Here is an 18,579-nt window from a genome sequence, read left to right on the forward strand (position 1 = left end):
GGGCGCGCCGAGGATAAGGAATCCCCCTCTGCCCGGTCCATGCTGTCGCCAGTCCACGACGTGCACGCGAGGATGGCCCCATGCGCCAGCTGTACATCGGCGGTTCCTGGAACGCCTCTACGTCAGACGAGTCCATCGAGGTCGCCAACCCGGCCACGGAGGAGATCATCGATCGGGTGCCCGCGGGCACCCCCGACGACGTCGAGGCGGCGGTGTCGGCGGCGCGCGAGGCGTTCCCCGTCTGGTCCGACACGTCGGCGACGCAGCGCGGGAAGCTGCTCGGCGCCGCGGCCGAGCTGCTCAAGCAGCGCGCCGAGAGCGTCGCGCGGACGATCGCGACCGACATGGGCGCGCCGCTCGGCTTCGCGCTCAAGGTGCAGACGCTGATGCCCGCGGCCGTGCTGTCCTCCTACGCGCAGATGGCCGAGAGCTACCCGCGCGAGTCCCGCATCGGCAACTCCCTGCTGGTCAAGGAGCCGATCGGGGTCGTCGCGGCGATCACGCCCTGGAACTACCCGCTCCACCAGATCATCTGCAAGGTCGGCCCCGCGCTGGCCGCCGGATGCACGGTCGTGCTCAAGCCGAGCGAGGTGGCGCCGCTCGCGGCGTACGCGCTGGCGGAGATCTTCGACGAGGTAGGCCTGCCGCCCGGGGTGTTCAACCTGGTCAGCGGACGCGGCCCGGTCGTCGGCGAGGCCATGGCCGCCCATCCCGACGTGGACATGGTCTCCTTCACCGGCTCCACCGCGGCCGGCCGCCGGGTCGCCGCGCTCGCCGCCGAGACCGTCAAGCGGGTGGCGCTGGAGCTCGGCGGCAAGTCGGCCAACATCGTCCTGCCCGACGCCGATCTCGCCACGGCCGTCAAGGTCGGGGTGGCCAACTGCTTCATCAACGCGGGCCAGACCTGCTCGGCCTGGAGCCGGATGATCGTCCACCGCGACCAGTACGACGACGCCGTCCGCCTGGCCGTCGAGGCGGCCCGCAAGTACACCGTCGGCGACCCCTTCGACGAGGCCACCAGGGTCGGGCCCCTGGTGTCGGCGGCCCAGCGCGAGCGGGTGGTCCGCTACATCAACCGGGGTCAGGAGGAGGGCGCCAGGCTCGTCGCCGGCGGCACCGAGCGCCCCCGCGAACGCGGCTTCTACGTCGAGCCCACGGTCTTCGCCGCGGTCGAGCCGGGCATGACGATCGAGCAGGAGGAGATCTTCGGGCCCGTGCTGGCGCTGATCCCGTACACGAGCGAGGGCCAGGCCGTGGAGATCGCCAACGACACCAGGTACGGCCTGGCCGGGGCGGTCTGGTCGGGCAGCCAGGAGCGCGCGGTCGCCGTCGCGCGCAGGCTGCGCACCGGTCAGGTCGTCGTCAACGGCGGCCAGTTCAACCCGCTGGCCCCCTTCGGCGGCTACAAGCAGTCGGGAGTGGGCCGCGAGCTGGGCGAGTTCGGCCTGGAGGAGTACCTGGAGATCAAGTCGCTGCAGCTGTAGGCCCCGGCCTACGCGCGGAGCATGATCTTGCGGGCCTCGTCCTTCGGCAGGCGGTCCACGTACAGCTTGCCGTCGAGGTGCTGGGTCTCGTGCTGGAAGCAGCGCGCCAGCGAGCCGCGGGCCTTCAGGCGCACCGGCCGCTGCAGCCGGTCGAGCCCCTCGACGGTGACGCCCGCCGCCCGCGCGACGGCGGCGTAGATCGGCGTGCCGGTGCGGCGGTCGGGCACCGACAGGCAGCCCTCCTCGTCGGAGACCTCCTCGGCGTCGTCGACGGTGAGCACGGGGTTGACGACGTGGCCCTTGCGGCCGGCGATGTCGTAGACGAACAGCCGCCGCGACACGCCGATCTGCGGGCCGGCCAGGCCGACGCCGTTGACCGCGTACATCGCCTGGAACATCTCCTCGATCAGGCGGCGCAGCTCGCGGTCGAAGTCGGTGACGGGCTCGGCGGGCGTGCGCAGCACCGGATCGCCGATGACGCGGATCTCACGCATGCGTCTCCACTTTCGTAAGGACTGGGGAACGGTTGGGGTCCTTACTCTAGCCAGCGAGTGGGATCGGCGGGGCTGTGGAAGACTGGACGGGTGCGTGTCTACATCGGTGCCGACCATGCCGGCTATGAGCTCAAGAACCACCTCGTGTCCTGGCTCAAGGACCACGGCCACGAGGTGACCGACTGCGGTCCCTTCGTCTACGACGCCGAGGACGACTATCCCGCGTTCGTCCTGCGCGCGGCCGAGGGCGTCGCCGGCGACCCCGGCAGCCTCGGGGTGGTGATCGGCGGCTCGGGCAACGGCGAGCAGATCGCGGCCAACAAGGTGCGCGGCATCCGCGCGGCCCTGGCCTGGAGCGAGGAGACCGCCTCCCTGGCTCGCGAGCACAACAACGCCAACGTCGTCAGCATCGGCGCCCGCATGCACACGACCGAGGAGGCGACCAGGTTCGTGGAGGTCTTCCTGACCACCTCCTTCTCCGGCAGCGAGCGCCACAGCAGGCGCATCGCGCAGCTGACCACCTACGAGACGATCGGCCAGCTGCCCTCGCTGCCCTAGGCGGGCTCGCTCTTGCGCCTGGCCTCGCGCCGTGGCGTCTCGTCGCGCAGGGGCCGCCGGTCGGCGGCCTCCTGCTGCTCCTTCGACGGCCTGGACACGTCGCGGGCCCGCATGGCGATGGTCGCGGTGATCTGCAGACTTTGCAGGGCCATGCTCCGAGCTTACGCTCCGGGTCTCGTTCTGTGCCTTGTCCTGTGCCTTGTCTCCGGTCTTGTTCCGGGGATCAGAACACCAGCCCGGCCAGTGGCTTGGGGGTCCAGGCCATGGCCGCGGCCAGCGCCCGCACCGCGCCCGGCGTGCGCTCGCGCAGCAGGCCCGCGTCGAGCTGGGCGCCGAGCAGGCCGTCCCCCATGTACGCCGAGCCGAGCGCGGACACCGGCACCGTCAGGTCCGGCTCGTCGTCCACCTGCTTGCACTGCGCGCCGTCGGTGCCCGCGGTGAGCCGGCGGCGGCCGGCGTTCCACGGGCACACGTCGTCCTCGATCTCGATCACCAGGTCCACGGGGGCCGCGTAGGCGCGGGCGGTCAGGGCCTCGTCGACGTCGACCAGGCGTACCCACAGCTCGTCGGACCAGGTCGCGCGCAGTTGCCGGGAGTCGGCGAGCAGCGCGGTCAGGGCGTCGTCCACCGGCCGGGCGTACGCCTCCAGCCTGGTGATCAGGTCCCGGTCCAGCACGTTGCGCCACAGCAGGGCGTAGGCCGCCGGGTCGGCCGCCTCCAGTTCGATGAGCCGCAGCTCGCCGTTGGCCACGCCGTTGGGGTCCCAGGCGGACTTCGTGCGGAACAGCGCGTAGCCGCGCACGTTGCCGTCGTCCTCGGCGAGCACCGCGCGGAGCGAGCCCCAGCCGTCCCTGTCGTGCTCCTCGTCGGCGAGCATCCCGTCCCAGATGTGCCGGTTGCGCGCGTACCGTCCCGGACGCCGGGTCACGACCTCGGAGAACAGCTTCTCGAAGTCGCTCCTGGCCTCGGCGGGGGAGACCACCCTGATCCTGAGCGCGGGGTCCGTGGGGGCGTCCCGCACGAAGGCCGAGCGGTGCTTGTCGATGCGGTACGACAGCTCGCTGGCCGCCCTGCCGTAGCCGAACCTGCCGTAGATCAGCGACTCGGAGGCGTAGAGGGCGGCCACCGACTCGCCCCGGTCGCGGATGTCGGACAGCTGCCGGCGCATGAGCGCGGACAGCACGCCGCGGCGGCGGTGCGAGGGAAGCACGCCGACCGCGGTCACGCCGCCCACGGGGATCTGGCGTCCGCCGGGGACCGTCATCGTGAGGCTGAAGACGGACGTGACGCCCGCCATGGTGGTGCCGTCGAAGGCGACCAGCGTGCGGTCGAACTCCGTGGCCGCCTTGAACCGCTCGTCCTGGGTGGGATGCGGCGTCCAGCCGAACCCCTCTGCGAGCACGCCGGCGAAGCCCGGCCACTCGGATTCGTCAATGGGACGGATCGGATAGGTCATCCGTCCACGGTAGGAGCGGGCAAAGGGGGACGGCCACCCAATATCCGTGCTTAATGATCAAGGCCTTGGTCAAGTGGGCTGCCCAAACAGGGGGCAGACCGATACAGTCACACGCATCATGAGTTCCCGTCCGGCGCCGCTGATTCCGCCACGGGTCCGCGCGGTCCTGGTGCGGGTGCCGTTCCTGGTGTCTGCCGTCCGGTTCCTCCGGAGAGGGCCGCTGGCCCGCGACCGCAACCTGCTCATCACCCTGACCGTGCTCTCGCTCGTCATCGGGCTGCTGGCGGCGAAGGTGTCCACCGAGTGGTTCTCGCCGTCGCTGCTCATCCTGGTCACCTTGATCGGCGGGTTGCAGCTGCGGCTGCGCAGCCTGGTCAAGCTGCTGGTGGCGGTGGGCGTCGCGCTGGCCTACATCGCGGCCACGCTCGGGGTGGCGCGGGTGGGGCTGGGGCTCACGGTGACGATCGTGTTCACCACCGTGCTGGCCGTGCTGATGGCCCGTACCAGGGGCAAGCTCGGCGTGCAGGGGCTGCGCGGCGACGCGATGCTGCTGGAACTGCGCGACCGGCTCAAGAGCCAGGGCGAGCTGCCCCCGCTGCCCAAGGACTGGGGCGCCAAGGTGGTGCTCAAGCAGGCCGGCGGCTCGTCGTTCGGCGGCGACTTCCTGGTCTCCATGCGCGACGGCGACTCCGTGGAGATCGCCCTCGTCGACGTCTCGGGCAAGGGCGTCGACGCCGGCACCCGCGCGCTGCTGCTGTCGGGCACGTTCGGCGGGCTGCTGGGCTCGGTCGACGACTTCCTGCCCGCGTGCAACGCCTACCTCCACCGGCAGCGCGGCGACGAGGGCTTCGTGACGGCCGTGCACCTACGCCTCGACCTGGCCACCGGCGACTACACGATCACCTCGGCCGGCCACCCGCCGGTCGTCAAGCTCGACTCCGGCACCGGCAACTGGCAGGTCGCCTCGGCCAAGGGCGTGGTGCTCGGCGTGGTGCCCGACCTTCACTGCGAGCCCGACAGCGGCACCCTGCGCAAGGGTGACGCGCTGCTGCTCTACACCGACGGGCTGATCGAGCAGCCGGGGCGCGACATCGACGCCGGGCTCGACCGGCTGCTCGGCGAGGCCGAACGGCTGCTGCCCTCCGGCTTCCGCGACGGCGCGAGGGCGCTGGTCAACGCGATGTCCTCGGGCCACAACGACGACTGCGCGCTGGTGTTGATCTGGCGTCCGTAGTGACGTTTCACACGGGTCAGGTCGTGATGGCGGTCACTGGCAGCGGGTTCGGCAGGCTGAGATCATTCGACTGTTCGGGTCCCGGCGGAGCGGCGCGGCTCCACCGGGCCCGTCTCCTCGTCCGGCTCCCGTGGGCCGCTCTCACAGCCAGCCGCTGTCGCTGGCGATGCGTACGGCGTCGAGCCGGTTGCGGGCGCCCGTCTTGCACATGATCCGCGACAGATGATTGCGTACGGTGCCGACCGACAGGAACAACTGGTCGGCGATCTCCGTCGATCTCGCCCCGCCGGCCGCGATGCGCAGCACGTCGAGCTCCCGCCGGGTGAGGGGGTTGGCGGCCGACTGCAGGGCGGCCACCGCCAGCTCCGACTCCACCGCCCGGCCGCCCGCCGCGACCTGGCGCACCCCCTCGGCCAGCCGCTCGGGCGCCACCCGCAGGCTCATGAACCCCAGCACGCTGCCGTTGAACGCCCTGCGCACCTCGCCGGGGCTCGGCCGCGCGGAAAGGATCAGCACCGAGCAGCGGGGGATCTGCTGGGTCAGATGGGTGGCGACCGGCAGGCCCGGCAGGTCGAGGTCGACGATCGCGACGTCGGGCGCGCTGGACCGTGCCGCGGGCAGCACGCCGTCGGGGCAGCCTGTCTCGGCGACCACCCGCAGGTCGGGCTCGGCTTCGAGCGTGGCCTGCAGACCGCGTCGCACCAAGGGCAGGTGTTCGGCGATGAGTATGCGGATCAAGACGTCCCCCTCCATCGTCTCCCAGGGTGATCGGCTGATCGCTTACTGTCAATGTGGCTCGTGGATTCGCCAAAGTGCGGACAAGCCCGAGGGATGTGATGAGTTCGACTAGTCTGGACACGTCGAGACCGCCTGTCTGCCTGGAGCGCGCGTAGATGAACTGGCTCTTTGTCGCCGGGATCCTCCTCTTCCTGGTGGGGTTGATGGTCTCCGTCGGCCTGCACGAGGTGGGCCATCTCGTGCCGGCCAAGATCTTCGGCGTGCGCGTGACCCAGTACATGGTCGGCTTCGGCTCGACCGCCTGGTCCATCCGCAGGGGCGAGACCGAGTACGGCATCAAGTGGATCCCGCTCGGCGGCTACATCCGCATGATCGGCATGCTGCCGCCGCGTCCGGGCGACGTCCCCGGCAGGTTGCGCAGCGCGCCGACCGGGCCGTGGCAGGGCCTGATCGAGACCGCCCGCGACGCCGCGATGGAGGAGGTGCGGCCCGGCGACGAGGACCGCGTCTTCTACCGCAAGAAGTGGTGGCAGAAGGTCATCATCATGTCGGGCGGCCCGGCGATGAACTTCGTGCTCGCCTTCATCTTCTTCAGCATCCTGCTGGTCGGCATCGGCCTGCCCAAGCTGGCCCCGATCGTGTCGGCCGACACCAACACGTGCGTGATCCCCACCACCGAGGTGCGCAAGACGTGCACGCCCGCCGACGAGCGCACCCCGGCCGCGAAGGCGGGTGTCAAGGTCGGCGACCGCATGGTCTCCCTCGACGGCCAGAAGATCGCGAGCTGGCAGGACGCCACCCGCCTCATCCGCGGCCACGGCGCCGGCCCGGTCAAGCTCGGCATCGTCCGCGACGGCAGGCCGATGACGCTCGACGTCACCCTCATCGCCCGCGACCTGCCCAGCACGGCCGACGAAGGCAAGATCGACAAGGGTGTCGGGTTCCTCGGCGTCGTGCCCTCCCAGGTCTACGAGAAGCAGAGCATGGGGTACGTCCTGGGCTACATGGGCGACCTGACCGGCCGCGTCGTGGGCTCGATGGTCAACCTGCCGGAGAAGATGGTCGGCGTCTGGAACGCCGCCTTCTCCGGCGAGAAGCGCGACCCCGAGGGCCCGGTGGGCGTCGTGGGCGCGGGCCGGCTCGGCGGCGAGATCCTGGCCTCCGACACCTCCGTCACGAACAAGCTGTTCACCTTCGTCAGCCTGCTGGCCGGGTTCAACCTGGCGATCGGCCTGTTCAACCTGATCCCGCTGCTGCCCCTCGACGGCGGTCACATCGCGGGCGGCCTGTGGGAGGGGATCAAGCGCGGCTACGCCAGGGTCATGCGCCGTCCCGAGCCGCGCCACGTCGACATCGCCAAGGTGCTGCCGCTCACGTACGCGATGGCGTTCGTGCTGATCATCATGGCCGGTCTGCTGGTCTACGCCGACCTGGTCAACCCGCTCACGCTCGGCTGACCCGGCGGCCGGGCCCGTCGCCGGTGAACGTCACCGCCTCGGGCACGGCCGCGAACACGGAACGCAGCTCGGCGAGCAGGCCGTCCAGCGTGGGCTCGGGCGAGCCGGTGGTCCAGCCGCGCAGGGCGGCGTGGAAGGCCGCCACCAGCAGGTCGAGTGCCAGCCTGGGCCGCTGGTCGCGGTCGCCGAGGCCGAGCCGCGTACGCAGGGTCGTCTCGAAGGCCGCGCTGGTGCGGTCGCAGAACTGCAGCCCGTGCGCGGCGATGGACGGCGTACGCTGCGACAGCTCCTGGCTGAGCCGCACGCGGGCCACCCATTCCGGCCCCTCCGCCGACATCCGGCGCACCGCCGCGAGCATCGCCTCCTGCAACACCTCCAGCACGGGACGGCCGCCGAGCGGCGCGTGCTCGACGTCGCCGAGCAGCGCGGTCCACAGGGCCTCCAGCGGGGCCGAGGCGACCTCCTCCTTGCTGGCGAAGTTCCGGAAGAACGTGCGCTTGGAGATCTCGACCTCCGCGCACAGCTCGTCGAGGGTCACTTGGTCGAAGCCGCGCTCGGTGAACAGCGCGAGCGCGGTGTCCACCAGGGCGGCCCTGGTCTTGAGCTTCTTGCGCTCCCGGAGCGGCAGCAGATCGGCGGTCATCGTCCCCTAGTGTAGCCGGAGCGCATATGCCCCCTATAGGCTTATGCCACTCAGTGGCACTTTGGAAGGCATCATCATGCGCGCTTTGATCGTCGACCGTTCCGTCCCCGGGGGCCTGCGGGTGGGGGAGGCCCCCGAGCCGGTGCCCGCGCCCGGCCAGGCGCTGGTCCGGGTCACCGCCACGTCGCTCAACTACGGCGAGGTCAGGCACGGCCTCCAGGAGGCGCCCGAGGGCACGGTGCTGGGCTGGGACACCGCGGGGGTCGTCGTCCAGGCCGCGGCCGACGGCTCGGGGCCAGCCGCGGGCACGCCCGTGGTCACGGTGGGCGAGAGTGGTGGCTGGGCCGAGCTGCGGGCCGTGTCGACCGACTGGATCGGGGTGGCGCCGCAGGACGCGGACCCCGGCGCGATCAGCACGATCCCGGTCGCCGGCGCCACGGCGCTGCGCGCGCTCGACCGTCTCGGGCCGATCCTGGGGCGGCGCGTCCTGGTCACCGGCGCGACGGGCGGCGTCGGACGGTACGCCGTGCAGCTCGCCCGGCTCGGCGGCGCGTACGTGATCGCCGCCACCGGCGACCCGGCCCGGCACGGCGACGCCCTGCGCGCGCTCGGTGCGGACGAGGTCGTCGCGAGCCCCGCGGAGAGCGGCGGACGGCTCGACGGCGTCCTGGACCTGCTCGGCGGCGCCCCGCTGGTCGAGGCGTTCGACCAGCTCACCGAGGGCGGCACGCTGGTCGCCGTCGGCCACTCCACCGGCGAGGGGGAGAGCTTCCCGTTCGGAGCCCTGTTCGGCGGAGCCGACCGTCACGACCGTTCGCTCGTGACGTTTCACCTGCTCTACTGCCAGGGCCTGCGCCGCGACCTGACCTGGCTGGCCGGACAGGTCGCGGGCGGCACGCTGAGCCCTGAGATCACCTGGCGCGGCGGCTGGGACGATGCCACCGAGGCCGTGACCGCCCTCCTCGAACGCCGCGTGCACGGCAAGGCGGTGCTCGACCTGGCGTGAGAGAGCAGGGTCAGTCCCTGCCCCCGGGACCGCGCCGATCGCCGTACGCGGCCAGCGGCGCGGTCGCGAAAAGGCGGTCGCGGAAGGGGTGGGCGTCGAGGGCCTGGAGGGCGGAGGCGAGGACGTCGGCCAGCGGGACGGGGAGCTCGGCGTCCAGGGTGGCGATGGCGAGGGCGGTGGCCTGCCATTCGGCCTCGATGAGAGGGAGCGCGTCGCGGCATCGTCCGGTGAGGTGCACGATGCGCTGGCGGGCGTCGTCGGGGCCGGGGCGGAGGTCGAGGTAGCCGGCGCGGCGCATCTGGGTGACGGTCTGGCTGGCGGCGGAGTGGGTGACGCCGATGGCGGCGGCCAGGTCGCGGATGGTCATGGGGCCGGTCTCGACCAGGGCGCGGACGACGGGGGAGTAGCGGGGGCGGTAGTCGGGGAGCCCGAGGTCGGCGTACAGCCGGGCGATCGCGCCGTCGGTGCGCTCGTGGAAGGTGCGCATCAGGGTGCCGAGACTCTGGGTCATGTAGATATATTAGCGCTTATGTATTCCTCGATTGAGCCCTACGAGCAGGGCATGTTGGACGTGGGTGACGGCAACCTCGTCTACTGGGAGGTCAGCGGGAATCCGCATGGCAAGCCGGCGGTGATCGTGCACGGCGGGCCGGGCGGGGGCGCGTCCCCGGGGTGGCGGCGGTACCACGATCCCGAGGCGTACCGGATCGTCGTCTTTCATCAGCGTGGTTGCGGGAAGAGCACGCCTGATGCCGGGGAGCCGGAAACCGATCTGTCGGTCAACACCACGGCGCACCTCGTCGCCGACATGGAGCGGCTGCGGGAGCATCTCGGCATCGAGCGGTGGCAGCTCGTGGGGGCGTCCTGGGGGTCGACGCTGTCGCTGGCCTACGCCGAGCGGTATCCGGAGCGGGTGAGCGAGGTGATCCTGTTCGCGGTCACCGCCGGGCGGCCCTGGGAGATCGAGTGGATCACCCGGGACGTCGGGCGGATCTTCCCCCGGGAGTGGGAGCGGTTCCGCGACTTCCTGCCGGAGGAGGACCGGGGCGGGAACCTGGCGGCGGGCTACGCGAAGGCGCTGGCCGACCCCGAGCGGCGGGAGCGGGCGGCGATCGAGTGGTGTGCGTGGGAGGACACGCATGTGAGCCTCGACCCGGAGTTCCAGCCGAGCCGGAGATATCAGGACCCGGTGTTCCGGATGACGTTCGCCCGGCTGGTGACGCACTACTGGGGGAACGGGTGTTTTCTCGGGGAGAGCGATCTCGTTCGCGGGGTTACGCGGCTGGCGGGGGTGCCCGGGGTGCTCATCCACGGGAAGTACGACGTCAGCGGGCCCTTGGTGACGGCCTGGGAGCTGCACAAGGCGTGGCCCGGGAGCGAGCTGCACGTGGTGGGGGAGGGACACGGCGGGCTGGAGATGATCGACCTGCTGACCGCCGCGACGGACAAGTTCCGGGGCTGAACCACCGACAGCCCGGGCCGGCAAGGCTGTCAGGTGGTCACGTGCACAGGACGTCGGCTAGTTCATCGAGATGTGCACGTGGTCGTAGTGGTTCTCGGTGATGCTGCCGCGGTCGGACATCGCGCGCCAGCCCGAGCCCTGGTTGATGCGCTGCTTCCAGATCACGTACTTGACGCCGAGCTTGGCCTTGTTCTGCAGCGCCCAGGCGGCCAGGCGGTCGCCCAGGGCGTTGTTGACGGCGCTCGGCATGGTGCCGCCCGTGCTCATCATGAAGTCGCAGGCCCGGCCGAGCGGGTGCTCGCCGCTGGAGCCGGACCGGAAGCAGCCCACCTCGTACGGCAGCGAGAAGCTCTTCTGCACCTGCGCGCGCATCAGCCGGGTGCGCGGCGTGATGTTGTCCGAGCCGGACGGCAGCTCGGGCGCCCAGCTGCCGTCGGACTTCTTGCCCGGCCCGAACGGCACGAGGTCCTGGAGCTTCTTCTTGATGTCGTCGATGACGTCCTGGGCGTCGTCGCGCTGCTCGGCCACCTCCGCCGTGCCCGCCTTGAGCTCGGCCGCGAGCGCGGTGGCGGCAGCGGCGGCCTTCTTCTGGTCGTCGCGGGCCTTGGCCACGCTGTTGACGACGGCCTGCTGCTCGGCGGTGAGCTGTTCGAGCATGGCCACGTTGTTGCCGTCCGGGGTCAGCATGAAGCCGGGCAGGGAGGCGTCGCGGTTCTGGTAGCGCATCCGGGCGATCTCGGCGACCCGCTGCTCGGCCGTGGCCACCGCCTGCTCGGCGGCGGTGAGCCGCTGCTGTGCCGCCGTGGCGGCCTGCTGGGCCTTGGCCAGCTCGACCCGCTTGAGGTTGTACGTCTCGATGAGCTTGTCCACCTTGCTGTTGAGCTGCTTGAGCTGGGCCCGCAGCTCGGCCTCGGACGGCTTGGGCGCGGCCGAGGCGGCGGCCGGATGGATGAGCAGCGCGGTGGCGGTGATGAGGCCGATGGCAAGACTCGCGGGGGTCGAAGCCGCCACGTGGGTGTTCCTCTCCCTCTGCCGGCCGGGTTAGCTGACGGGTTCGGGCACGGGAGCAGTCCCTACCACTTGCGCGGATTCACCCCGGATGCGATGGGTCCCCGGCTCCCGGGCAACGCGCCCGGGATTAGGCGTACAACGACCGTTTTGGTCGATGTCTAAACGGGATATTAGTGGTAGATCACGAGTCATGCGACTTTAAGGAGAAATCAATTAGTGATCAATTCGTGATCGCAGCATGCGTGCCGCATCCTCCGGCAGCACGTCGTTGACGAAGGCGCCCATGGCCGACTCCGAGCCCGCCAGGTACTTCAGCTTGCCGGGCGCCCGCCTGATGCTGAACAGCTCCAGGTGCAGGTAGGCCAGCTCGCGGCCGTACCGCACCGGCGCCTGGTGCCAGGCCGAGATGTACGGCATCGCCACCCCGAACAGCGCGTCCAGCGCCCGCAGCACCGAGGTGTACAGCGGCGCGAACGCGGCCCGCTCCTCCTCCGACAGCGCCGCCAGGTCGGGCACCTGCCGGTGCGGATACACGTGCACCTCGAACGGCCAGCGCGCGGCGGCCGGGACGAACGCCGTCCACAGCTTGTTGGAGGCGACCACCCGCGTGCCGGCGGCCCGTTCGGCGGCCAGCACGTCGGCGAACAGGTTGCCGCCCGTGTACCGCGAGGCCGCCCCGAGCTGGAGCTTGGTGCGCGGGGTCACGTAGGGGTAGGCGTAGATCTGCCCGTGCGGATGCGGGAGCGTGATGCCGATCTCCTCGCCCCTGTTCTCGAAGCAGAACACCTGCTCGACGCCCTCCATGCCGGACAGCTCGGCCGTGCGGTCGGCCCACGCCTCCATGACCAGCCTGACCTGGGCGTTGGAGAGCTTGGAGAAGGAGGAGGTGTGGTCGGAGGTGAAGCACACCACCTCACACCGCCCGACCCCCGGACGCACCTCACTCAACCCGCCGACATCCCCATAAGTCCCAAAATTTCCGGAGAAAGAGGGGAAGCGGTTCTCGAACACCACCACGTCATAGTCATGGGCCGGGATCTCCGACGCCCGCGTCCCGGACGACGGGCACAACGGGCACTCGTCGGCCGGCGGCAGGAACGTGCGCGTCTGCCGGTGACCGGCGATCGCGATCCACTCCTCGGTCAGCGGGTCGTAGCGCAGCTCGGAGGCCACCGGCCGCGGGTCGAGCGGACGCCGGTCGATCGCGCTCCGGTCGGCGTCGTCGCGCCGGTCGAAGTAGATCAGCTCTCGGCCGTCTGCCAGGTGGGTGATGGTGCGCTTCAAGGCGTGCCCTCCGCGATGATCAGTTCTCCGGCCCGTTCGGCCAGCTCGGTGCGTGCTTCCTCGGGCAGCCCCGCGTCGCTGATGACCACGTCGGCCTCGGTCAGCTCGGCGATCGTGCTGATGCCGACCGTGTTCCACTTGGTGTGGTCGGCGGGGACCACCAGCCGGTGCGCCGCGGCCACCAGTTCCCTGTCGGTCTCGGACTCCAGGAGGTTGGGCGTGGTGAACCCGGCGCGCAGGCTCATGCCGTGCACCCCGAGGAAGAGCGTGTCCACGTGCAGCCGGCGGATCGCCGCCACCGCCACGGGGCCGACGAGCGCGTCGGAGGGTGTGCGCACGCCGCCGGTCAGCACGACCGTGCGGTCGGCGCGCGGGTTGCGGTGGAAGACCTCGGCGACGGGGATCGAGTTGGTGATCACGGTCAGCTCGGGCACGGCGACCAGATGGTGGGCCAGCGCCCACGTGGTGGTGCCGGCGGAGAGCGCGACGGCGGTGCCCGGCCGGACGAGGGTGGCCGCGTGCCGCGCGATGGCCTCCTTCTCCTGCTGCTGGCGGGCGGACTTGGCGGTGAAGCCGGGCTCCTCGGTCGAGCCGGGGCCGAGGGCCGTCGCGCCGCCGTGGACCTTCTCCAGCAGCCCGCGCTCGGCCAGCACCTCAAGGTCACGGCGTATCGTCATGTCCGAGACGCCGAGCTCGCGCACGAGGTCGGCCACCCGGACGCCGCCGCTGCTGCGTACGCGTTCCAGGATCGTCTGCTGACGCTGCTGTGCGAGCACGCCCACCCCTTCCAACAGATTCCACCAAATTATGACACGAGTTTGTTGAGGAATGTTAGGTCGCGGCGTATCGCTTGTGCGACTGACGGGCAGGGGAGACCTTGAAGGTCACGATCCCGACCGCCGGAGGTGAGCCCATGGCGAAACGCGCACGCAAGGGCAGGGGGCGCAAGAAGAAGAAGGCGAACCACAGGAAGCGCCCGAACGCGAACTGACCACGGGTGGCCGCGGGATCCCGCGGCCACCCGTGCTTCCCTCAGCCGGGCAGCTCGGTGAGCGCCCGGTCGAGCCGTTCCTGCGGGAGGGTGTGATCCTCCAGCTCGCCGGCCAGGTGGCGGTCGTAGGCGGCCAGGTCGAAGTGGCCGTGCCCGCACAGCGCGGTGAGGATCACCTTCTCCTCGCCGCTCTCCTTGCAGCGCAGCGCCTCGGCGATGGTCTCGGCCAGCGCGTGCGTGGGCTCGGGAGCCGGGACGATGCCCTCCGTCCGCGCGAAGCGCACGCCCGCCTCGAAGCACTCGCTCTGGGTACGGGTCACCGCCTCGAACAACCCCAGCTCGTACATGTGGGACAGCAGCGGCGCCATGCCGTGATAGCGCAGCCCGCCGGCGTGGATCGGGTCGGGGACGAAGGAGTGCCCGAGGGTGTGCATCTTGAGCAGCGGCGTCAGCCCGGCGGTGTCGCCGAAGTCGTAGGCGTAGACGCCGCGGGTGAACGACGGGCAGGCGGCCGGCTCGACGGCCCGGAACTCGGTGGCGATCCGTCCGGCCAGCTTCTCCCTGAGGAAGGGGAAGGCGAGGCCGGCGAAGTTGGAGCCGCCGCCGGTGCAGCCGATGACCAGGTCGGGCAGCTCGGGCAGTTGCGCCAGGGCCTCCTCGCCGATCACCGTCTGGTGCATGAGGACGTGGCTGAGCACCGAGCCGAGCGCGTACCGGGCCTCGGGGTTCGCGGCGGCCACCTCGACCGCCTCGCTGATCGCCAGTCCCAGGCTGCCGGGCGAGTCGGGGTCGTCGGCCAGCGCCTTGCTGCCCGCGCCGGTGACGGGGGAGGGGCTGGGGTGGACGGTGGCGCCGTACACGCGCATGAGCGAGCTGCGGTACGGCTTCTGGTCGTAGGAGGCGCGAACCATCCAGATCCGGCACTCGATGTCGAACTGGGCGCAGGCGAACGCCAGGGCCGACCCCCACTGTCCCGCGCCGGTCTCCGTGGTCAGCAGCCGCACGCCTTCCTTGGCGTTGTAGTACGCCTGCGGCACGGCGGTGTTCGCCTTGTGCGACCCGGCCGGTGAGACGCCTTCGTACTTGTAGTAGATGCGGGCCGGCGTGTCGAGGGCCTTCTCCAGCCGGTGCGCCCTGATCAGCGGCGTCGGCCGCCACAGTCGGTAGACGTCGTAGACCTCCTTCGGGATGGGCACGTAGCGCTCGCCGCTGACCTCCTGCGCGATGAGCTCCATGGGGAACAGTGGCGCGAGGTCGTCCGGCCCGACGGGACGGCGGGTGCCGGGGTGCAGCGGCGGCGGAGGCGGCACGGGAAGATCGGGAACGATGTTGTACCAGTTGCCAGGGATCACCGTTTCAGTTTGAGCCGCCCTTCCGAGCCGTCAAGGGTATGGACGCGGACACGTTCCTTCTTTACCTTGGTTGAAACAGTTCACAGGAGGAGCGAATGAAAATCGAAGCGGTCATCTTCGACATCGGCGGCGTCCTGGAGCTCACGCCGTACCTGGGGGTGACGGCCACATGGGAGGAGCGGCTCGGCCTGCCCGCCGGTCACCTCGACGCGCACCTGGAGCCGACCTGGCTGGCCGGGGCCGTGGGAGAGGTGACGGAGGAGCAGGCCGACGCCGAGGTGGCGAAGCTGCTCGGCGCGGACGCCGAGGCGTTCATGGCCGACGTCTGGACCGAGTACCTCGGCAGCCCCAACACCGGGCTGATGGCGTACCTGGGCGCCCTGCGTCCCCGCTTCCGTACGGGCCTGGTGAGCAACAGCTACGTCGGAGCCAGGGAACGCGAGCAGGCCGCGTACGGCTACGCCGACCTGGTGGACCACATCGTCTACTCGCACGAGGCGGGCGTGCGCAAACCGGACCCGCGCATCTACCTGCTGGCCTGCGACGCCCTCGGCGCCGATCCCGCCGCCACGGTGTTCCTGGACGACCACGAGCCGTACGTCGAGGGCGCCCGCGCGGCCGGCCTGCACGCCGTGCGCTTCACCTCCAACGCCCAGGCCGTCGCCGAGCTGGACGCCCTGCTGGGGCTCAGCCGTCCGTCAGCACCGCCGGACGGTCCGGATGGTCGGCCCTGACGACCACGTCGGCGGCCCGCTGCGGGCGCGCCTCGCGCTCGTACCGCTCGTAGGCCGGCAGGCGCCACCGTTCGTCCTCGGGGGTGCGCCGCGCCAGCGCACCCGCCGACAGCCACACGTGCACGCTCAGCTCGAACGGCAGCCCCCGTCCCAGCAGGAGCGTCCCGTCCACGAGCACCACCCCGCCCGGCGCCAGCTCCCGGTACGGCAGCCGGTACGCCCGATCGATCCCGCTGTCCCACAACGCCGGCAGCACCCGCCCCGAGCCGCCCGGTTCCAGCGGTTCGAGCACCTCGCGCAGCAACCCCTTGACATCGAGCCAGTCCTCGTAGAAGACGTCGGGATCGGTCCGGCCGTGCTCCAGCCGCAGCGAGGCCGGCCTCAGGAAGTCGCCGGCCGACACCCGCAGCACGGGCCGCCCCCACAGCCGCAGGGGCGCGACCAGCTCGTCGGCCAGCGCGCCGGGCCCCGCCACGGGCGCCCCGTCGACGGCCACCCGCACCCATGAGTCCCTGGGCCACGCGGCGACACGCTCGGCCAGCTCCTCGACGAGCGCCTCCCGTGAGATCGGTCGTGCACGCATCACCACCACCCTACGCCCCGAAGATCACGAAAACCCCAGGCCCCCGAACCACGCACGAGAGCTGCTCCGCCGTACGTCGGGTCCGTCATGACGCACACCGTCGATCACCGCGACGCCCCCGTGGTCGGCCGCTTCTTGCAGTCCTGGTGCGTGACGAGAGTGGGAACGCGGCTATGGCCATGAAGATCATGGGCTCTGCCTCGGCCGCTGACTACCCGGAGACAGGGCCGCCTTCGCGATCACCCCGGGGCCGAGCGCCCCCGCCGGAGGCGTTCCCACAGAACAGCCTGCACAGCTGGATGCTCATCACGACGAACAAGGCGACTCCGCCGAGCAGAATCGCGATGACGAAGAGCGTGAACGGATGGAAGAACACTGGGCCTCCTGTCGTCGTGCCGATCATAGGAGCCCTGAGGTTCCATCGGCCTTGAGGGTGGAGGCCGTCGCCGCATGGATGTACTTCAGCGCCCTCCCGTAGAGCGTGCGATCAGTGTCGGTGTCCCCTGTAGGGCAGATGGCCGGACGGCATGAGGCCGGCGCGGCCACAAAGAGACAAGATCGGACAACAGTAAGGCCCAGGCTCGGGATCATCTCCCGGACCTGGGCCTTCGTGTCTGGAGCGGACGACGGGAATCGAACCCGCGTAGCTAGTTTGGAAGACTAGGGCTCTACCATTGAGCTACGTCCGCGCGAACCGGTCGAACTCTGGTCTAGACTTCATCCGGTCGTCAGGGCGTAAGCGTACCGGAGTCACGGACCGCATGCGCACCCGACGAGGCGGGGCGTGGCGCAGCTTGGCAGCGCGCTTGCTTTGGGAGCAAGAAGTCGCAGGTTCAAATCCTGTCGCCCCGACCAGCTCAGCAGGCCCCCTCCCATCCGGAGGGGGCCTCTTGCTTTTCCGCGCCCCAAAAATCACGTCGAAGCAGGACGAACTGCCCACTAAGGTCATGGCGTGACAGACAATCGCGTGCCGCCGCCCTATGCCGGCGACGAACGGACCATGCTCAACAACTGGCTCGAATGGCATCGCGGCACTCTGGCCGTCAAATGCGACGGCCTGACCGACGACCAGCTCAGGCTCCGCTCGGCCGGGCCCTCCACAATGTCACTGCTGGGCCTGGTCCGGCACATGGCGCACGTGGAGCGCGTCTGGTTCCGCCGCGTGCTGGACGGCGAGGACATCCCCCGCCTCTGGAACAAGGAAGTCGACGCCGACGCGGACTTCAACGACGTGGACGACGCCTCGGTCGAGGAGGCGTTCACCGCCTGGCAGGACGAGATGGAGCGCGCACGTGCCATCTCGGCCGCCAAGTCCCTGGACGCCACGGGCGACAGGAACGGCCAGGACTGCACCCACCGCTGGATCCTCGTCCACATGATCGAGGAGTACGCGCGCCACAACGGCCACGCCGACCTGCTGCGCGAGCGCATCGACGGCGTCACCGGCGAGTAGGGACGAGCGGGTCAGCCCTCTTCGGCGCGGAACAACGCCCACACGGCCTTGCCGCCGCGGTCGAGCGGGTCCCACCCCCAGCACTGACTGTAGGTCTCGACGATGTAGAGGCCGCGCCCGTTCTCGGAGATGAAGTCCGGCTCCTTGCGGCGCGGCACCTCGTCGCTCGGGTCCGCCACCGCCAGCAGCACGTGCGGCGACACGCGCATCAGCAGGAGCTCGATCTCCCGCCGGCCGGCCGCGTACATGGCGTACCTGACGGCGTTCGTCACCAGCTCCGACACCACGAGCGCGGCGTCGTCGCTCAGCTCGTGCAGGCCCCATCCCCGCAGCGTGGAGCGGGTCACGTCCCTGGCGGTCTTCACCGAGTCGGCCTGGAAGGGCAGGGGACACGCGGTCGTGTTCGGCTTCCCGCCCTTGAGCAGGTGGTCGAACCCCACCTCACGGGTGATCTGCAGGCAATCGGCAGTGGCCAGAGGATCCTCCACCATGCCGCCGATACCTCCCCGTAGCCCTCGGTTTAGTGCATGTTTGGCCCACAATGCACTAAGCCATCATGGGTCACGAACGCGGCGGCTGCAAGACCCAAATGCACGTGCAGCTGCAATGTGCAGCAGCATGCGCCTTTTGGGGCAAAAC

Annotated in this window: 20 protein-coding genes, 2 tRNA genes and 1 riboswitch; of the genes, 9 read left to right on the top strand and 13 right to left on the bottom strand. The window is 70.6% G+C overall.

Annotated elements, in window-relative coordinates; translation table 11 throughout:
- Nucleotides 1-80 precede the first annotated feature (80 nt).
- The gene (locus tag ABZ815_RS33820; RefSeq protein WP_357705232.1) at nucleotides 81-1,484 is read left to right on the top strand and encodes an aldehyde dehydrogenase family protein; all 1,404 of its coding nucleotides are present in this window, start codon (nucleotides 81-83) and stop codon (nucleotides 1,482-1,484) included.
- An 8-nt stretch (nucleotides 1,485-1,492) separates the two neighbouring features.
- Here ABZ815_RS33820 and def read toward each other — a convergent pair whose 3' ends face one another.
- The gene (def, locus tag ABZ815_RS33825; protein ID WP_357705234.1) at nucleotides 1,493-1,978 is read right to left on the bottom strand and encodes a peptide deformylase; all 486 of its coding nucleotides are present in this window, start codon (nucleotides 1,976-1,978) and stop codon (nucleotides 1,493-1,495) included.
- A gap of 90 nt (nucleotides 1,979-2,068) precedes the next feature.
- On the opposite strand from def, the gene ABZ815_RS33830 reads away from it, so the two are divergent.
- Nucleotides 2,069-2,536, top strand: a complete 468-nt coding sequence (locus tag ABZ815_RS33830; protein WP_352360446.1) for a ribose-5-phosphate isomerase — start codon at nucleotides 2,069-2,071, stop codon at nucleotides 2,534-2,536.
- On the opposite strand, the gene ABZ815_RS33835 is transcribed toward ABZ815_RS33830, so the two are convergent.
- Together ABZ815_RS33835 and ABZ815_RS33840 are read right to left on the bottom strand one after the other, a co-directional pair.
- Nucleotides 2,533-2,688, bottom strand: a complete 156-nt coding sequence (locus ABZ815_RS33835) for a hypothetical protein (protein WP_357705236.1) — start codon at nucleotides 2,686-2,688, stop codon at nucleotides 2,533-2,535. The genes ABZ815_RS33830 and ABZ815_RS33835 overlap by 4 nt on opposite strands.
- Nucleotides 2,689-2,759: 71 nt before the next feature.
- Nucleotides 2,760-3,992 (bottom strand): GNAT family N-acetyltransferase, encoded by a 1,233-nt coding sequence (locus ABZ815_RS33840; RefSeq protein WP_357705238.1) that lies wholly within the window; start codon nucleotides 3,990-3,992, stop codon nucleotides 2,760-2,762.
- A 118-nt stretch (nucleotides 3,993-4,110) separates the two neighbouring features.
- Here ABZ815_RS33840 and ABZ815_RS33845 point away from each other — a divergent pair, with 118 nt between their 5' ends.
- A complete protein-coding gene (locus ABZ815_RS33845; RefSeq protein ID WP_357705240.1) occupies nucleotides 4,111-5,226 on the top strand; it encodes a PP2C family protein-serine/threonine phosphatase in 1,116 nt (371 codons plus the stop codon).
- Between the two features lie 141 nt (nucleotides 5,227-5,367).
- Here ABZ815_RS33845 and ABZ815_RS33850 read toward each other — a convergent pair whose 3' ends face one another.
- Nucleotides 5,368-5,964 (bottom strand): response regulator transcription factor, encoded by a 597-nt coding sequence (locus tag ABZ815_RS33850; protein ID WP_357705242.1) that lies wholly within the window; start codon nucleotides 5,962-5,964, stop codon nucleotides 5,368-5,370.
- Between the two features lie 155 nt (nucleotides 5,965-6,119).
- On the opposite strand from ABZ815_RS33850, the gene ABZ815_RS33855 reads away from it, so the two are divergent.
- Nucleotides 6,120-7,421, top strand: coding sequence for a M50 family metallopeptidase (locus ABZ815_RS33855; protein ID WP_357705244.1), 1,302 nt, complete (start codon nucleotides 6,120-6,122; stop codon nucleotides 7,419-7,421).
- Here ABZ815_RS33855 and ABZ815_RS33860 read toward each other — a convergent pair.
- Nucleotides 7,408-8,064: a TetR family transcriptional regulator gene (locus ABZ815_RS33860; protein ID WP_357705246.1), complete on the bottom strand. Its 657-nt coding sequence runs from the start codon at nucleotides 8,062-8,064 to the stop codon at nucleotides 7,408-7,410. The two genes, ABZ815_RS33855 and ABZ815_RS33860, sit on opposite strands and share 14 nt — an antisense overlap.
- Nucleotides 8,065-8,140: 76 nt before the next feature.
- On the opposite strand from ABZ815_RS33860, the gene ABZ815_RS33865 reads away from it, so the two are divergent.
- Nucleotides 8,141-9,070, top strand: coding sequence for a zinc-binding dehydrogenase (locus tag ABZ815_RS33865; RefSeq protein ID WP_357705248.1), 930 nt, complete (start codon nucleotides 8,141-8,143; stop codon nucleotides 9,068-9,070).
- Nucleotides 9,071-9,080: 10 nt separating this feature from the next.
- Here ABZ815_RS33865 and ABZ815_RS33870 read toward each other — a convergent pair whose 3' ends face one another.
- Nucleotides 9,081-9,581 (bottom strand): MarR family transcriptional regulator, encoded by a 501-nt coding sequence (locus ABZ815_RS33870; RefSeq protein ID WP_357705250.1) that lies wholly within the window; start codon nucleotides 9,579-9,581, stop codon nucleotides 9,081-9,083.
- A gap of 18 nt (nucleotides 9,582-9,599) precedes the next feature.
- On the opposite strand from ABZ815_RS33870, the gene pip reads away from it, so the two are divergent.
- Nucleotides 9,600-10,532 (top strand): prolyl aminopeptidase, encoded by a 933-nt coding sequence (gene pip, locus ABZ815_RS33875; protein ID WP_357705252.1) that lies wholly within the window; start codon nucleotides 9,600-9,602, stop codon nucleotides 10,530-10,532.
- Between the two features lie 57 nt (nucleotides 10,533-10,589).
- Here pip and ABZ815_RS33880 read toward each other — a convergent pair whose 3' ends face one another.
- The 4 genes from ABZ815_RS33880 to ABZ815_RS33895 all read right to left on the bottom strand — a co-directional run bounded on the left by ABZ815_RS33880 (nucleotide 10,590) and on the right by ABZ815_RS33895 (nucleotide 15,170).
- Nucleotides 10,590-11,543, bottom strand: a complete 954-nt coding sequence (locus ABZ815_RS33880) for a hypothetical protein (RefSeq protein WP_357705254.1) — start codon at nucleotides 11,541-11,543, stop codon at nucleotides 10,590-10,592.
- Nucleotides 11,544-11,548: 5 nt separating this feature from the next.
- A riboswitch (cyclic di-AMP (ydaO/yuaA leader) is annotated at nucleotides 11,549-11,687 on the bottom strand.
- A gap of 69 nt (nucleotides 11,688-11,756) precedes the next feature.
- Entirely contained in the window at nucleotides 11,757-12,827 is a 1,071-nt protein-coding gene (gene galT / locus ABZ815_RS33885) for a galactose-1-phosphate uridylyltransferase (protein WP_357705256.1), read from the bottom strand.
- On the bottom strand, nucleotides 12,824-13,603 hold the full coding sequence (locus ABZ815_RS33890) for a DeoR/GlpR family DNA-binding transcription regulator (RefSeq protein WP_125636437.1): 780 nt from the start codon (nucleotides 13,601-13,603) through the stop codon (nucleotides 12,824-12,826). Before ABZ815_RS33890 ends, galT begins: the two co-directional genes overlap by 4 nt.
- Before the next feature lie 256 nt (nucleotides 13,604-13,859).
- On the bottom strand, nucleotides 13,860-15,170 hold the full coding sequence (locus tag ABZ815_RS33895; RefSeq protein ID WP_357705259.1) for a TrpB-like pyridoxal phosphate-dependent enzyme: 1,311 nt from the start codon (nucleotides 15,168-15,170) through the stop codon (nucleotides 13,860-13,862).
- A gap of 95 nt (nucleotides 15,171-15,265) precedes the next feature.
- Between ABZ815_RS33895 and ABZ815_RS33900 the strand changes: the two genes are divergently transcribed.
- A complete protein-coding gene (locus ABZ815_RS33900) occupies nucleotides 15,266-15,904 on the top strand; it encodes an HAD family phosphatase (protein ID WP_357705261.1) in 639 nt (212 codons plus the stop codon).
- Here ABZ815_RS33900 and ABZ815_RS33905 read toward each other — a convergent pair.
- Both ABZ815_RS33905 and ABZ815_RS33910 read right to left on the bottom strand, forming a co-directional pair.
- Nucleotides 15,858-16,487 (bottom strand): uridine kinase, encoded by a 630-nt coding sequence (locus tag ABZ815_RS33905; RefSeq protein ID WP_357705263.1) that lies wholly within the window; start codon nucleotides 16,485-16,487, stop codon nucleotides 15,858-15,860. The genes ABZ815_RS33900 and ABZ815_RS33905 overlap by 47 nt on opposite strands.
- A gap of 615 nt (nucleotides 16,488-17,102) precedes the next feature.
- Nucleotides 17,103-17,176: transfer RNA gene (locus ABZ815_RS33910), tRNA-Gly, on the bottom strand.
- Between the two features lie 89 nt (nucleotides 17,177-17,265).
- Between ABZ815_RS33910 and ABZ815_RS33915 the strand changes: the two genes are divergently transcribed.
- Both ABZ815_RS33915 and ABZ815_RS33920 read left to right on the top strand, forming a co-directional pair.
- Nucleotides 17,266-17,342 (top strand) — tRNA-Pro (locus tag ABZ815_RS33915).
- 97 nt (nucleotides 17,343-17,439) lie between these two features.
- Entirely contained in the window at nucleotides 17,440-17,940 is a 501-nt protein-coding gene (locus tag ABZ815_RS33920; RefSeq protein ID WP_357705265.1) for a DinB family protein, read from the top strand.
- An 11-nt stretch (nucleotides 17,941-17,951) separates the two neighbouring features.
- Here ABZ815_RS33920 and ABZ815_RS33925 read toward each other — a convergent pair whose 3' ends face one another.
- Complete coding sequence (locus tag ABZ815_RS33925) at nucleotides 17,952-18,431, bottom strand: ATP-binding protein (RefSeq protein WP_357705267.1); 480 nt, start codon at nucleotides 18,429-18,431, stop codon at nucleotides 17,952-17,954.
- Nucleotides 18,432-18,579: the final 148 nt, after the last annotated feature.

This window comes from Nonomuraea sp. NPDC047529 (genome assembly GCF_040642995.1).
Taxonomy (GTDB): domain Bacteria; phylum Actinomycetota; class Actinomycetes; order Streptosporangiales; family Streptosporangiaceae; genus Nonomuraea.

Bases quoted from the DNA above. Each gene is read 5' to 3' on its own strand.
- ABZ815_RS33820 (WP_357705232.1), top strand. From the start codon at position 81: ATGCGCCAGCTGTACATCGGCGGTTCCTGGAACGCCTCTACGTCAGAC.
- pip (WP_357705252.1), top strand. From the start codon at position 9,600: ATGTATTCCTCGATTGAGCCCTACGAGCAGGGCATGTTGGACGTGGGT.
- ABZ815_RS33900 (WP_357705261.1), top strand. From the start codon at position 15,266: ATGAAAATCGAAGCGGTCATCTTCGACATCGGCGGCGTCCTGGAGCTC.
- ABZ815_RS33925 (WP_357705267.1), bottom strand. From the start codon at position 18,431: ATGGTGGAGGATCCTCTGGCCACTGCCGATTGCCTGCAGATCACCCGT.
- def (WP_357705234.1), bottom strand. From the start codon at position 1,978: ATGCGTGAGATCCGCGTCATCGGCGATCCGGTGCTGCGCACGCCCGCC.
- ABZ815_RS33905 (WP_357705263.1), bottom strand. From the start codon at position 16,487: ATGCGTGCACGACCGATCTCACGGGAGGCGCTCGTCGAGGAGCTGGCC.
- ABZ815_RS33855 (WP_357705244.1), top strand. From the start codon at position 6,120: ATGAACTGGCTCTTTGTCGCCGGGATCCTCCTCTTCCTGGTGGGGTTG.
- ABZ815_RS33865 (WP_357705248.1), top strand. From the start codon at position 8,141: ATGCGCGCTTTGATCGTCGACCGTTCCGTCCCCGGGGGCCTGCGGGTG.
- ABZ815_RS33870 (WP_357705250.1), bottom strand. From the start codon at position 9,581: ATGACCCAGAGTCTCGGCACCCTGATGCGCACCTTCCACGAGCGCACC.
- ABZ815_RS33840 (WP_357705238.1), bottom strand. From the start codon at position 3,992: ATGACCTATCCGATCCGTCCCATTGACGAATCCGAGTGGCCGGGCTTC.
- ABZ815_RS33835 (WP_357705236.1), bottom strand. From the start codon at position 2,688: ATGGCCCTGCAAAGTCTGCAGATCACCGCGACCATCGCCATGCGGGCC.
- ABZ815_RS33860 (WP_357705246.1), bottom strand. From the start codon at position 8,064: ATGACCGCCGATCTGCTGCCGCTCCGGGAGCGCAAGAAGCTCAAGACC.
- ABZ815_RS33845 (WP_357705240.1), top strand. From the start codon at position 4,111: ATGAGTTCCCGTCCGGCGCCGCTGATTCCGCCACGGGTCCGCGCGGTC.